At 60.9% G+C, this 13,236-nt stretch carries 14 protein-coding genes; 13 read left to right on the plus strand and 1 reads right to left on the minus strand.

What is annotated here, in order from left to right; translation table 11 throughout:
* The first annotated feature begins 113 nt into the window (after positions 1 to 113).
* The 4 genes from ACTG19_RS17030 (at position 114) to ACTG19_RS17045 (ending at position 4,504) form a co-directional block, all read left to right on the plus strand.
* Positions 114 to 584 (plus strand): YhcH/YjgK/YiaL family protein, encoded by a 471-nt coding sequence (locus tag ACTG19_RS17030; protein ID WP_368158374.1) that lies wholly within the window; start codon positions 114 to 116, stop codon positions 582 to 584.
* Between the two features lie 221 nt (positions 585 to 805).
* The gene (locus ACTG19_RS17035) at positions 806 to 2,005 is read left to right on the plus strand and encodes an acetate kinase (RefSeq protein ID WP_005354534.1); all 1,200 of its coding nucleotides are present in this window, start codon (positions 806 to 808) and stop codon (positions 2,003 to 2,005) included.
* Positions 2,006 to 2,148: 143 nt separating this feature from the next.
* A complete protein-coding gene (locus tag ACTG19_RS17040; protein ID WP_108542324.1) occupies positions 2,149 to 3,390 on the plus strand; it encodes a mechanosensitive ion channel family protein in 1,242 nt (413 codons plus the stop codon).
* Between the two features lie 187 nt (positions 3,391 to 3,577).
* Positions 3,578 to 4,504 (plus strand): L,D-transpeptidase family protein, encoded by a 927-nt coding sequence (locus ACTG19_RS17045; RefSeq protein WP_005354531.1) that lies wholly within the window; start codon positions 3,578 to 3,580, stop codon positions 4,502 to 4,504.
* 69 nt (positions 4,505 to 4,573) lie between these two features.
* On the opposite strand, the gene ACTG19_RS17050 is transcribed toward ACTG19_RS17045, so the two are convergent.
* Positions 4,574 to 5,467: a VirK/YbjX family protein gene (locus tag ACTG19_RS17050; RefSeq protein ID WP_111901393.1), complete on the minus strand. Its 894-nt coding sequence runs from the start codon at positions 5,465 to 5,467 to the stop codon at positions 4,574 to 4,576.
* Between the two features lie 326 nt (positions 5,468 to 5,793).
* On the opposite strand from ACTG19_RS17050, the gene putP reads away from it, so the two are divergent.
* The 9 genes from putP to ACTG19_RS17095 all read left to right on the plus strand — a co-directional run bounded on the left by putP (position 5,794) and on the right by ACTG19_RS17095 (position 13,228).
* Positions 5,794 to 7,311 (plus strand): sodium/proline symporter PutP, encoded by a 1,518-nt coding sequence (gene putP, locus ACTG19_RS17055; RefSeq protein ID WP_439989309.1) that lies wholly within the window; start codon positions 5,794 to 5,796, stop codon positions 7,309 to 7,311.
* A gap of 208 nt (positions 7,312 to 7,519) precedes the next feature.
* The gene (gene ftsB / locus ACTG19_RS17060; RefSeq protein WP_005335520.1) at positions 7,520 to 7,837 is read left to right on the plus strand and encodes a cell division protein FtsB; all 318 of its coding nucleotides are present in this window, start codon (positions 7,520 to 7,522) and stop codon (positions 7,835 to 7,837) included.
* Complete coding sequence (gene ispD / locus ACTG19_RS17065) at positions 7,830 to 8,522, plus strand: 2-C-methyl-D-erythritol 4-phosphate cytidylyltransferase (RefSeq protein ID WP_439989310.1); 693 nt, start codon at positions 7,830 to 7,832, stop codon at positions 8,520 to 8,522. Before ftsB ends, ispD begins: the two co-directional genes overlap by 8 nt.
* Positions 8,523 to 8,668: 146 nt before the next feature.
* Positions 8,669 to 9,145, plus strand: a complete 477-nt coding sequence (ispF, locus tag ACTG19_RS17070; RefSeq protein ID WP_439989311.1) for a 2-C-methyl-D-erythritol 2,4-cyclodiphosphate synthase — start codon at positions 8,669 to 8,671, stop codon at positions 9,143 to 9,145.
* Positions 9,145 to 10,203, plus strand: coding sequence for a tRNA pseudouridine(13) synthase TruD (gene truD, locus ACTG19_RS17075; RefSeq protein WP_439989312.1), 1,059 nt, complete (start codon positions 9,145 to 9,147; stop codon positions 10,201 to 10,203). The genes ispF and truD overlap by 1 nt, the downstream gene beginning before the upstream one ends.
* The gene (surE, locus tag ACTG19_RS17080; protein ID WP_040068372.1) at positions 10,184 to 10,945 is read left to right on the plus strand and encodes a 5'/3'-nucleotidase SurE; all 762 of its coding nucleotides are present in this window, start codon (positions 10,184 to 10,186) and stop codon (positions 10,943 to 10,945) included. The genes truD and surE overlap by 20 nt, the downstream gene beginning before the upstream one ends.
* 7 nt (positions 10,946 to 10,952) lie before the next feature.
* The gene (locus tag ACTG19_RS17085; RefSeq protein WP_005335507.1) at positions 10,953 to 11,570 is read left to right on the plus strand and encodes a protein-L-isoaspartate(D-aspartate) O-methyltransferase; all 618 of its coding nucleotides are present in this window, start codon (positions 10,953 to 10,955) and stop codon (positions 11,568 to 11,570) included.
* Positions 11,567 to 12,148 (plus strand): YqaA family protein, encoded by a 582-nt coding sequence (locus tag ACTG19_RS17090; RefSeq protein ID WP_021229508.1) that lies wholly within the window; start codon positions 11,567 to 11,569, stop codon positions 12,146 to 12,148. The genes ACTG19_RS17085 and ACTG19_RS17090 overlap by 4 nt, the downstream gene beginning before the upstream one ends.
* A 9-nt stretch (positions 12,149 to 12,157) precedes the next feature.
* On the plus strand, positions 12,158 to 13,228 hold the full coding sequence (locus tag ACTG19_RS17095) for a LysM peptidoglycan-binding domain-containing protein (RefSeq protein WP_227095214.1): 1,071 nt from the start codon (positions 12,158 to 12,160) through the stop codon (positions 13,226 to 13,228).
* Positions 13,229 to 13,236: the final 8 nt, after the last annotated feature.

The raw sequence follows: 13,236 nt of genomic DNA on the forward strand, positions 1-13,236 counted from the left end.
TCTAAACCGGTTTGCACGGATTGCAGACGGCATTATTGAAGGACCTGTCACAGGTCCTTTTTCATTGGCGGGCAAAGATGCCGCCCAGATATACCTAACAGGAAACAGACGCCATGATCACCGGTAGCCTGAACACCCTGCAGCGGACGCCGCTGCCCGCCCCGCTGGCCCGCATCATGGCTGAGGTGGTGAAGAGCGTAGCGCACTGGGGTGACGCTCCGCTCGGCAAGACCGAGATCGATGGTCTCAACCTGTTCTGTCTGGTGAGCGAAGATCTGACCGAGCCAGCCGCGGATCGCCGTGGCGAATTCCATCAGCAGTATCTCGATATCCAGTTGCTGCTGCGCGGTGAAGAGTGGATAGGTGTGGGCCCCCACGACTACGTGAGCGACGGCGCCGACCATCTCCATCCCGACCTCTGGTTTGTCGAGGACGAGCAGACCAGCTATCTGGCGCTGCAACCAGGCGATTTCGCCATCTTCTGGCCGGGCGAGCTGCACCGCCCGCTCTGTACCTTCAACCAGCCCGCCAAGGTGAAGAAGCTGGTGGTCAAGGTACACAAGGATCTGCTGGCTATCGCCTGAGCATTCCCATTGAGGCGAGCCCTGCGCAGTTGATGCGTTGAGACTCGCAAGCATTGAAACCAGTGATACGCACCACAAGTTGCGATCACTCTTTCAAGAGCAAGAATTGAAAAATTGGACGCACCCTCCTGCGACCATAAGCCCCCGGCAGGGGAATCCCATCCTCTTTTGGATGACACGACACTGTCGGCATAAAGCCGAAGCACAGGAAGATGTAGAAAATGAGCAAGTTGGTATTGATCCTTAACTGCGGTAGCTCTTCCCTGAAATTTGCCGTAATGGACGCCGAAACAGGTGAGGACATGCTGTCCGGCCTGGCCGAATGCTTCAATCTGGATGATGCACGTATCAAATGGAAACTCCACGGGGTCAAGGGCGAAGCCATGCTGGGAGCGGGTGCCGCTCACCAGGAGGCCCTCGACCATATCGTGGGTCACATCCTGCCGCAGGATCCGACTCTTGCCGAGCAACTGGTGGCCATCGGTCACCGAATCGTACACGGTGGCGAGCAGTTCTCTCGCTCCGTGCGTATCGATGACGGCGTGATCGCCGGTATCGAAGCCGCCATTCCGTTCGCCCCGCTGCACAACCCGGCCCACCTCATCGGTATTCGCGCCGCGCTGAAAGTGTTCCCGCAGCTGTCCGAGAAGAACGTGGCCGTCTTCGACACCGCGTTCCACCAGACCCTGCCGCAAGAGGCCTACCTCTATGCGCTGCCGCACAAGCTCTACCGCGAACACGGCATCCGTCGTTACGGTGCCCACGGTACTTCTCACCGCTACATCGCGGAAGAAGCCGCGAAAGAGCTGGGCAAGCCGTTGAATGAGCTGAACATCATCAACTGCCACCTGGGTAACGGTGCCTCTGTCTGCGCCATCAAGAACGGCGAATCCGTTGACACCTCCATGGGTCTGACTCCGCTGGAAGGTCTGGCGATGGGTACCCGCTCCGGTGATATCGATCCGGCCGTGGTCTTCTTCATGCACGACCAGCTCGGTTACAGCGTTGAGCAGATCAACCACACCCTGACCCGTGAGTCCGGTCTGCTGGGGATGACCGAAGCGAGCAGCGACTGCCGCTACGTCACCACCAACTACGCCACCGACGCCGGTGCCAAGCGCGCGCTGGATGTCTTCACCTACCGTGTGGCCAAGTATGTCGGCGCCTATGCCGCTGCGATGGACGGTCGTCTGGACGCCGTGGTCTTTACCGGTGGTATCGGTGAGAACGCCGCCATGGTGCGCGAGATGGTGCTGAACCGTCTGGCCCTGTTCGGCTTCAAGGTGGACAAAGAGGCCAACAACGCTGCCGTACTGGGTGGCGAAGGTCGCATCACCACCGCCGACAGCCGTTGCGCCATGGTGATCCCGACCAACGAAGAGCTGGTCATCGCCCGCGATGCCCTGAGCCTGGTCTGCTAAGTCAGCCTCGCTTTGAAACAACGCCCTGCCTGTGCCGGGCGTTGTCATTTCTGGCGTTCACCGATTTGACATGGGGGAGGGGAGCGGTACCCTGACCACCACTGTTTTTGCAGCCAGCGGGCTGCCCGGTTCGGGAGAGAGCAATGAAAGAGGCGTTTTTTAACTGGTTGTCGGGCCTTGGGGTGGAAGTGACCAGCATGATGGCGCTGGTGATCGCGCTGGGCTTTATCGTCATCACCTCGTTGCTGCTGCACATGGCGCTGCACCGGGTGCTGCTGGTCCGGCTGGTGGGGATCCTCGGCAAGGCCAAGCAGGTGTGGCTGCCGCCCCAGCTGCAACAGCGCCTCTTCAACCGGCTCGCCTTCGTGCTGCAGGGCGCCGTGCTGCTCGGTCAGGCGGAGATCTGGCTGCCCCGTCAATCGGACAGCCTCAAGCTTATCGAGATGGTGGCCCAGCTCTGGATCTTGCTGTTCCTGCTGCTGGCCTTCTTCGCCCTGCTCGACTGCCTGTTGTCGGTGAGCCGCTATACCCGCCTTGGTCGGGATTTGCCCCTGCGCGGCATCTTCCAGGGGGCCAAGCTGGTAGGCAGCATTCTGGTGGGCATCCTGATGATCGCCCTGCTGCTCGGCAAGTCGCCGCTGTTCCTGTTCAGCGGTCTGGGTGCCATGACCGCAGTGCTGATGCTGGTATTCAAGGACCCCATCCTCGGGCTGGTGGCGGGGATCCAGCTCTCCGCCAACCGGATGCTGAGCGTCGGTGACTGGCTGCAGATGGACAAGTACGGCGCCGATGGCGAGGTGACCGACATCGGGCTTACCACGGTCAAGGTGTCGAACTGGGACAAGACCATTACCACCATTCCTACCTATGCCCTGATCTCCGACTCTTTCAAGAACTGGCAGGGGATGACCGAGTCGGGCGGCCGTCGCATCAAGCGCAGCGTCAATATCGACATGACCAGCGTGCGTTTTCTGACAGCCGATGAGCAGTTGCAGCTCAAGCAAGCGCAGCTGCTGGCACCCTATCTGAGCCGCAAGGAGCAGGAGCTGAGTGCCTACAATCAGCAGCTGAGCGATGCCCTGAGCTGCCCCATCAACGGTCGTCACCTCACCAACCTCGGCACCCTGCGCGCCTATCTGGATGCCTACCTACGTGCTCACCCCGGCATTCGCAAGGACATGACCCTGATGGTGCGCCAGCTGGCACCCACGTCAGACGGTCTGCCGCTGGAAATTTACTGCTTTACCGCGACTACCGCATGGGCCGATTACGAAGGGATCCAGGCCGATATTTTCGACCATATATTCGCCATCATTGAGCAATTTCATCTGCGGTTGCATCAATCTCCCACAGGTTACGATATGCGTGCCTGGCAACGGGGATAAACAGGGAAATGGGGCGGGTCGAGGACGCGGAAAAAACCGCATATTAATCATCGACCCGTCGCCACTTGTCAGTTGAAATTTACCGTGCAGAGGAGAAAAATGGCGGCCTTCTCTTCGCGCCCCTGATCCCCTCTTGATCAGCTGCCAGCCCAGAGACGTCACTTAAAGTCATCATCATGGGAAAGTTATGAAGCTCCTTCGCAATAGTGTGGCAACACTCTGCTACAGCCTGCTGCTGACCGCTGCGCCGGTTTTCGCTGTTGAATATGCTCTGCCTGCGGCCAACAGCCGTCTGGTAGGGGAAAATCTGGAATATGTGGTTCCGGCCGAAGAGAACGGCCAGCCGCTGGAGGCCATTGCGGCCAAATTCCAGCTGGGGCTCACCAACATGACCGAAGCCAACCCCGATGCGGATCCCCTGCTGGTACAGACCGGCGAGAAGCTGGTGATCCCCCAGCAACTGATCCTGCCGGATGCACCCCGTGAAGGGATCGTGCTGAACGTGGCCGAGATGCGCCTCTACTACTACCCCAAGGGTAAAAAAGTGGTGGAAGTGCTGCCCATCGGCATCGGCCAGCTCGGTACCGATACTCCGGAAAACTGGGTGACCAGTGTGCAGCGCAAGAAAGCGGGCCCGACCTGGACCCCGACCGCCAAGATGCATGCCGAATATGCCGCCCGTGGCGAGAGCCTACCTGCGGTATGGCCAGCCGGCCCGGACAACCCCATGGGTCTGTTTGCCCTCTACATCGGCAAGATGTACGCCATCCACGGTACCAACGCCAACTTCGGCATCGGCCTGCGGGTGAGCCACGGTTGCGTGCGTCTGCGCAACGACGACATCGCCTACCTGTTCAAGCAGGTACCGGTCGGTACTCGCGTCCAGTTCGTCAACCAGCCGATCAAGGCCTCCCTCGAGCCCAACGGCGTCCGCTATCTGGAAGTGCACCAGCCGCTGTCGCGCAGCGAAGAGGAGTTCAACTCCAAGCTGCCGGCACCGCTGCCGATGACCCCGGCGGTGACCCGCTTCATTGCCCACGCCGACAGCGACTCCCAACTGGTGAAGCAGGCGCTGGAGCAGCGCAACGGCATGCCGATGGCGATCAACCGCTAACGGCAAATCCCCGTCACGACAAAGGGCGAACAGCATACTGTTCGCCCTTTGTTTTTCTGCTGTGCTGACTCAGCTTCGCAGCAGATTTGTCTGCAGCTCGCTGCCGAGCTGATCGAGCAGCTGATAGCGCGCCTTGTAGCTGGCCCGCTTGCGGGAGGGGATCTCCTCCAGCGTCTTGCGGGGCACCTCCAGCGGCAGGCTCATCCAGAGTTCATCCTGCACGCAGCCCTGATGCTCCTGCCACAAGCCGTCGAGATCGAACTTGACCCGATCGGCGGTGCGCTTGCTGCTCTGATAGACGTGGCTTTGGGTGCGGATCCCGAGCAGGCTTTTGCACGCCAACCCCCGGGCCAGCTCGGCGGCCATATAGACCAGCAGGGACATGGGGCGCAGTCCGCCGCACGCCTTGGTGACCTGCTTGATCTCCTCGCTCTGCCCCTTGCCGCCCTGCAGCGAACAGATCTCGAGGGTCGGGTTTGGCGCGGGGCGCAGATTGAGGGCCATGTAATAGAGCGCCGCGTCACCCAGCTTGAGGGTCAGGCTCATCTCCCCCTCTTTGCCCATGTGGGTTTGGTAATCCAGTTGCAGGGTCAGCGGCGCCGTCAGCTTGTCGCTCTGCCACTGTGCCAGCAGCAGGCCGCGCCCGCTGTAGATCGCCAGCTGTTGCGCCTTGGGCAGCTGGCGAGCCAGCTGCTGGTAGTGGCCGCTGATAAGTCCGGCTCGCAGGCGCTTGCGGAGCCCCTTGTGGCGATAGGGGTGGATCGGCTTTTCCAGAATATCGGGGAAGCGGCTGATCGCCTGCGCCAGCAGCGGTTGCTCCTGCTGCTGGCGATAGAGGGCGCGGGCGCCGGGATTGAGCCAGAGACGCCCCACATACTTGGCCCGTCGGATGAGATGACCCGACTCCTCCACCGGGTGAAGGCGGCGGGCGAGGGTTCGCAGGTGTGACAGATGAGATGACATGGTGCCGACCTCTGACTGGTGTGATGAGACAGGGCGGGGAGTGTAGGAGCGGGGCGCTGGCTTGTAAAAAAATGGATAGTAACAAAATGTGAAAACATAACGCTCAATAGTCGCCGTTGCGACGATATGGCCGTCACGGCCACGGCAGGAAATCTGGCGCCATCCTCTTGATGCGGCAGATGATTTGATGCGCAAAGGTTTTTATTGTGTTTTGTGTTTGTTAAAAGTGGTTGAGCTGGCGCGAACGGCTGATTAAGCTAGGCCGGTTTTTTAGGGATGAGCCCGTCACCAGAGCGGGCAGAAAATGACACAAAACGGAGTTTTGCATGACAGCTAGCACACCCATGTTAATCACCTTCCTGGTGTATATCCTCGGGATGGTGTTGATCGGCTTCGTCGCCTATCGCGCCACCCGCAACTTTGATGACTACATTCTGGGCGGCCGCCGGATGGGAAGCTGGGTCACAGCTCTCTCTGCCGGCGCTTCCGACATGAGCGGCTGGTTGCTGATGGGCCTGCCCGGCGCCGTCTTCGTCAGCGGCATCTCCGAGAGCTGGATCGCCATCGGTCTGGTCATCGGCGCCTACCTCAACTGGCGCTGGGTAGCGGGTCGCCTGCGGGTACATACCGAGAAGAACCGCAATGCCCTGACCCTGCCGGACTATTTCACCTATCGCTTTGAAGATCACAGCAAGGTACTGCGCATCCTCTCGGCGCTGGTGATCCTGCTCTTCTTCACCATCTATTGCGCCTCCGGCGTGGTGGCCGGTGCCCGTCTGTTCGAGAGCACCTTCGGCATGGATTACAACACCGCCCTCTGGGTCGGTGCCGCCGCCACCATCACCTACACCTTCTTCGGCGGCTTCCTCGCGGTGAGCTGGACCGACACGGTGCAGGCGACCCTGATGATCTTCGCCCTGATCCTGACCCCGGTCTTCGTCATCATCGCCGTCGGCGGGATAGACAGCGCCATGATCGAGGTGGCCGCCAAGAGCGCCACCAACCTCGACATGTTCAAGAATCTGGATGTGATCGCCATTGTCTCGCTGATGGCCTGGGGTCTTGGCTACTTCGGTCAGCCCCACATTCTGGCCCGTTTCATGGCGGCGGATTCCCACCACTCCATGGCCAATGCCCGCCGTATCAGCATGACCTGGATGGTGTTCTGCCTCGTTGGTGCGGTGGCCATCGGCTTCTTCGGGCTGGCCTACTTCGCCCGCTTCCCGGAAGTGGCGGCTGGAGTGACCGGCAACCCGGAGCGGGTCTTTATCGAGCTCTCCAAGATCCTGTTCAACCCCTGGATCGCCGGGGTGCTGCTCTCCGCCATTCTGGCGGCGGTGATGAGCACTCTAAGTTGTCAATTACTGGTCTGCTCCAGCGCCATCACCGAGGATCTTTACAAGCCGTTCCTGCGCAAGAACGCCTCCCAGCGTGAGCTGGTGTGGGTGGGTCGCCTGATGGTGCTGCTGATCGCGGTGATTGCCATCGCCGTTGCCATGAATCCGGAAAACCGGGTACTGGGGCTGGTGAGCTACGCCTGGGCCGGTTTCGGTGCCGCCTTCGGCCCCGTTGTGCTGCTCTCGGTTCTGTGGCCGCGAATGACCCGCAACGGCGCGCTGGCGGGCATGCTGGTCGGTGCCATCACCGTCATCGTCTGGAAGCAGTTCGGCTGGCTGGGGCTGTATGAGATCATCCCGGGCTTCCTGTTCGCACTGCTGGCCATCGTGGTGGGCAGCCTGCTGGGCGAAGCACCCTCAAAAGCGATGCTGGAGCGTTTTCGCGATGCCGAGGAGGAGTACAACACTCCGGCCGAGAGCGCGGGAGAGCCGGTCGCGGTGAACTGATCCCCCTTACCGCTTTCTGATTGAGAGCCCTGCCCCCGGACAAGGAGCGCCCTGGTTGGCCATCCTTGCACCGGTTTGGCGGGGCTTTGTGCTATCTGATTCACTCTTGGGCACTTTTTTATGTTCGGCCGGTGGCTCCCGGGTGCTCGCTTTCTTTTGTCTTGGCACCGAATATGGGACACTAGGCCGCCTGAAGGAGACCTAGTGCATGCGGCTATTCACCCTGATCCTGATCCTCCTGCTGGGGGGACTGCAATATGACCTCTGGCTGGGGAAGAACGGGCTATCCGATTATCAGAACCTGTCGGAGGCTATCTCGCAGCAACAGCGGGACAACCAGACTCTCAAGGATCGTAACGACCTCATTTACCGCGAGATAGATGATCTCACCTCTGGCCTCGAGGCCATCGAGGAGTTGTCGCGCAACGATCTGGGTTACATCAAGCAGGGGGAGACCTTCTACCGGATCATCCCCAAAGAGAAAGACAAAGAGACAGCGCCGGACGATGAGCCCTACGATGACTGATGCCAGCCGGGTATCCGGCCTGACGGCGATCGTCCCTGCCGCCGGTATTGGCAGCCGGATGGGGGCCGATTGTCCCAAGCAGTACCTGCAACTGGCGGGTAAAACCATTCTCGAACATACCCTGGAGCGGCTGCTCTCCCACCCGGCCATCGCCCAGGTGATCGTGGCACTGGCGCCCCATGATCGCTGGTTCGAGGCCCTGCCCGTGGCGGCCGACCCGCGGATTGTGCGGGTAGAGGGAGGCGCCGAGCGCGCCTTTTCCGTCCTCAATGGTCTCCATGTAGCGCAAGGGGTGTGGGTGCTGGTGCACGATGCGGCCCGCCCCTGCCTGACTCACGGCGATCTCGATGCGCTGATTGCCACGGCCATGAACTGTGGCGGTGCCATTCTCGGCAGTCGGGTGCGCGATACCATGAAACGCTCCGATGGCGAGGGCAATATCATCGCTACCGTCGAGCGCGAGCAGCTCTGGCATGCCCTGACGCCGCAGATGTTCCCGACCCGTGCCCTGAAGCGGGCACTGGAAGAGGGGCTGCTGCTGGGCGCCACCATCACCGACGAGGCCTCTGCCATGGAGCGGGCCGGATTCACGGTGCGGATGGTGGAGGGGCGCGCCGACAATATCAAAGTGACCCGGCCGGAAGACTTGTCGCTGGCGGGGCTGTTTTTAAGCCAGCAGGCATAAGCCCCTCAGTCAGAACAGACCGTTCAGAGCAGAGTGTCTCGAACAAACAGGCCCGAACAAGGAGTTAGCATGATCCGGATTGGACATGGTGTGGACGTACACAAAATTGATGGGGTTGGTTTCAGCATGTTGGGAGGTTGCTGCTGATGATGCGCATTGGTCATGGTTTTGATGTCCATAAATTTGGTGGTGTTGGCCCCTGCATGCTGGGTGGCGTGCCGGTTCCCTACGAGCAGGGGCTGGTTGCCCACTCCGACGGCGATGTGGTGCTGCACGCGGTAAGCGATGCCCTGCTGGGGGCCATCGGTGCCGGTGACATCGGTCGCCACTTCCCCGATACCGCTGCCGAGTTCAAGGGGATCGACAGTCGCATTCTGCTGCGGGATGTCTTTGCCTGGGTACAGCAGGCGGGGTATGCCATCGGCAATCTGGATGTGACCATCATCGCCCAGGCCCCCAAAATGGCGCCCCATATCGACGCCATGTGCGCCGTGCTGGCCGCCGATCTGCAATGTGATTTGAACCGGGTGAACGTCAAGGCGACCACCACCGAACAGCTTGGGTTTACGGGGCGCAAGGAAGGGATCGCCACCGAAGCCGTCGTCCTACTGGTGAAACAATAATGCTGGAACAACTTGCCTATCTGCACGGGGCGCCCACTGCCCGCGGTATCCTCAAGGCCGAGGCCGCCGACTTCGTGGTGAATGAAGATCTCGGCTTCGAGCCTTGCGGTGAAGGGGAGCACATCTTCGTCCGTGTGCGCAAAACCGGCGAAAACACCGCCTGGGTGGCGGGTCTGCTGGCCGATGCGGCCGGTGTCAACCGCAATGCGGTGACCTGGGCGGGCCTGAAAGATCGCCACGCGGTGACCGAGCAGTGGTTCGGCATTCACCTGCCGGGCAAGGGCGAGCCGAACCTCTCCGTCATTGAGAGCGACAGCATCCGGATCCTCGAGGTGAAGCGCCACAACAAGAAGCTGCGGGTTGGCTATCTCAAGGGCAACCACTTCACCCTGCGTCTCACCGGTCTGGAACAGGCCGACGGGCTGGAAGCGCGCCTGCAGGCCATCGCTGCCCAGGGCGTGCCCAACTACTATGGTGAGCAGCGTTTTGGCCGCGATGGCAACAACCTGGAAGCGGCCAAGGCGATGTTTGCCGGCAAGCGGATCAAGGATCGCAACAAGCGCTCCCTCTACCTCTCTGCCGCCCGCAGCATGCTGTTCAACGCCATCGTCAGCGCCCGTATCGGGCAGGGGCTGGCTCATCAGCTGCTGGCCGGTGATTGCGTGATGCTCAAGGGCAGCCACTCCATCTTCAGCGAAGAGAGCGTGACCCCCGAGCTGGAAGCGCGTCTTGCCTCCGGCGACGTGCAGCTCACCGCCCCCCAGTGGGGGCGTGGCCGCCTGGCCAGTCAGGGCGCCGCTGCCGAGTTCGAACAGGGCGTGCTGGCTCCTTATAGCGATTGGTGTGACGGGCTGGAGAAAGCGGGGCTGGATCAGGACAGGCGCCCCCTGCTGCTCAAGCCGGAGCAGATGAGCTGGCAGCTGGACGGCGAGGCGTTGACCCTCTCCTTCTTCCTGCCGGCGGGCGCGTTTGCCACCAGCGTGGTGCGCGAGTTAATGCAGGCCGAAGAGGCCGATCACGGTTTCAGGAATCAAACCGATGCGAATTCTGGTCAGTAATGATGATGGTGTGCATGCCGAGGGCATTCGTGCCCTCAGCGAGGCGCTGCGCGCCTGCGGCGAGGTCATTGTGGTGGCGCCGGATCGCAACCGTAGCGGCGCGAGTCACTCCCTGACGCTGGAAGTACCGCTGCGGGTTACCCGCATTGCAGAAAACGGCTTTAATGGGTGCGAGAGCTATGCGGTGAAGGGGACGCCGACCGACTGCGTGCATCTGGCGGTCAACGAGCTGGTGCGTCCTGAACCCGACATGGTGGTGGCCGGCATCAACCACGGTGCCAACCTGGGGGATGATGTCATCTATTCGGGCACGGTCGCCGCGGCCACCGAGGGGCGCCATCTTGGCTACCCCTCCATCGCCATCTCGCTGGTGGGCAAGACCCACTTCGCCACGGCGGCCCACTATGCGGCCCTGCTGGTGAAGGGGCTGATGAAACACCCCCTGCCTGCCGATCAGATCCTCAACGTCAACGTGCCGGACTTGCCCCTCGAGCAGATCAAGGGGATCAAGACCACCCGCCTTGGCAATCGCCACCGGGCGGAGTCGGTGATCTGCACCGAGGATCCCCGTGGCCAGCCCATCTACTGGATCGGCCCCCCCGGTAGCCAGCAGGATGCCGGTGACGGTACCGATTTTGCTGCCATCGAGCAGGGCTATGTCTCGATTACCCCCCTGACCATCGATATGACTGCCTATGACAGTCTCGCCGGTCTGGGGGCCTGGTTAGATCTGCAGGGATGAGGGTGGTGTGATAGTACAGCGCCTGTTAAATCAGCTCATTGCGCAGGATATTCGCGATTTTCGCGTGCTGGCGACCATCGCGAAAGTGCCGCGCCAGTTGTTCGTGGACGAGGCCATGGCGCACAAGGCGTGGGACAACACCGCCCTGCCCATTGGCCACGGCCAGACCATTTCGCAGCCCTATATGGTGGCGCGAATGACCGAGTTGCTGATGCAAAACAATCCGGCCCATGTGCTGGAGATTGGCACTGGCTCGGGCTACCAGACGGCGATCCTCGCCCATCTGGTGGAGCATGTGTATACCGTGGAGCGGATCAAGTCGCTGCAGTTCCAGGCCAGACGCCGACTGCGCCAGCTCGATCTGCACAATGTCTCGGCCAAGCACGGCAACGGCTGGCTGGGGTGGCCCAACAAGGGGCCTTATGACGCCATTCTGGTGACGGCCGCGGCGAGCGAGATCCCGACGGCACTGACCGATCAGCTGGCCGAAGGGGGTCGACTGGTGTTGCCCGTGGGTGACAGCCAGCAGACCCTGCAACTGATCGAACGATCCGGATCCCAGCTGACCAGCCGTATTCTGGAGCCGGTACGTTTTGTTCCCCTGATTGACGGAGATGTTGAGTGAAGTTGTTTTCCCGTTTGTACGTACTGGTGATGCAGTGGGCTCGCCACAAGCATGCCCCCTGGTATCTCTCCATCACCGCTTTCATCGAGTCGGTATTCTGGCCGATCCCGGTGGATGTGATGCTGGCGCCGATGGCGCTCGCCAAGCCCCACAAGGCGTGGCACTACGCCACGCTGGCTACCCTCTTCTCTGTGCTGGGCGCCCTGTTTGGCTATGCCCTTGGCTATGCCCTGTGGGATCCGGTCGTGCTGCCACTGGTGGAGTCTGTGGGCTATCAGGACAAGATCGAGATTGCTCGCAACTGGTTTGAGCAGTGGGGGATCTGGGTCATTTTCATTGCCAGCTTCACCCCTATCCCCTACAAGGTGTTTACCGTGACGGCAGGGTTGTTGCAAATGGCTCTGCTGCCCTTCATCATCACCTCCCTCATCGGTCGTGGCATGCGCTTTTTCCTGGTGGCGGGCCTGATGCGCTGGGGTGGCGAGAAGATGGAACGCAAACTGATGCACTACGTAGATGTGCTCGGTTGGCTCTGTATTGGTCTGGCCGTGGTGGCCTATTTCTGGTTTAGTCGTTAAGGATCCATTATGCGTTCGCGTATTTGGCAAGGAAGCAGTGTCGTGGTGTTGTCATGGCTGCTGCTTGCCTGCTCCTCCAGTAAAAATGCAGCTCCGGTAGATGGTGTTGATGAGGGGCAGTTTGTCTCGACCATTCCGGCTCGCCAAAGCGGTGCCCAGGTCAGCGCCCCCATTCAGGGCGGCAGCTATGTGGTGAAACGGGGTGATACCCTCTACTCCATCGCCTTCAACTCCGGCAACGACGTGCCGTCGCTGGCCAGCCTCAACAATATCAGCCCGCCCTACAACATCTATCCGGGGCAGCGTCTGCGACTCGATGGCTCCAGCGCCAGTGTCGGCAGCAGCCGCAGTGCCGGTACCTATGAGGTGCGCCGCGGCGATACCCTGAGCAGCATCGGCCGCCAGTTCGGCATGACGCCGCAGGCGCTGGCCCAGAGCAACAACCTGAGCGCCCCCTATGCGCTGCAACCGGGTCAGGTGCTCAATGTCCAGACCGTAGGCGGCGGTTCGACCCAGATGGTGGCTGCGACCCGTCCGGCAACCGTGACGCCGGTGGCCGTGAGCCGTCCGAGCAGCGGTCCGCGTCCGTTGGCCGAGCCGAGTGGATCTGGTCAGACCACGCCGTTCATCTCTCAGAAATCCGTTGCTCAGGCAGCACCGAAGGAATACGCTCAGTCCAAAGAACAAAAAATAAACAACTCCCAGTCGAGACTTGCTTGGCACTGGCCCGCAAAAGGCCGGATTGTCGAGGGGTTCTCTGTTGCAGAACAGGGTAACAAGGGGATCGACATAGCCGGCCAGAAGGGGCAACCCGTCTACGCCGCCAGCAGCGGTAAAGTGGTATACGCTGGCAGTGCTTTAAGGGGGTACGGCAAGCTGATTATCCTCAAGCATGATGATGACTATCTCTCCGCTTACGCACACAACGACGAGTTGCGGGTGAAGGAAGGGGACAGCGTCAAGGGGGGCTCGGTCATTGCCAATATGGGTAGCACGGACGCGCCGGATGTGCGATTGCATTTCGAGATCCGGTACAGAGGCAAGTCGATCAATCCGATGAGCTATTTGCCAAAGCGTTAACCCCAGAG

The sequence above is a fragment of the Aeromonas sp. 3P genome (genome assembly GCF_051919745.1).
Taxonomy (GTDB): Bacteria; Pseudomonadota; Gammaproteobacteria; order Enterobacterales; family Aeromonadaceae; genus Aeromonas; species Aeromonas veronii.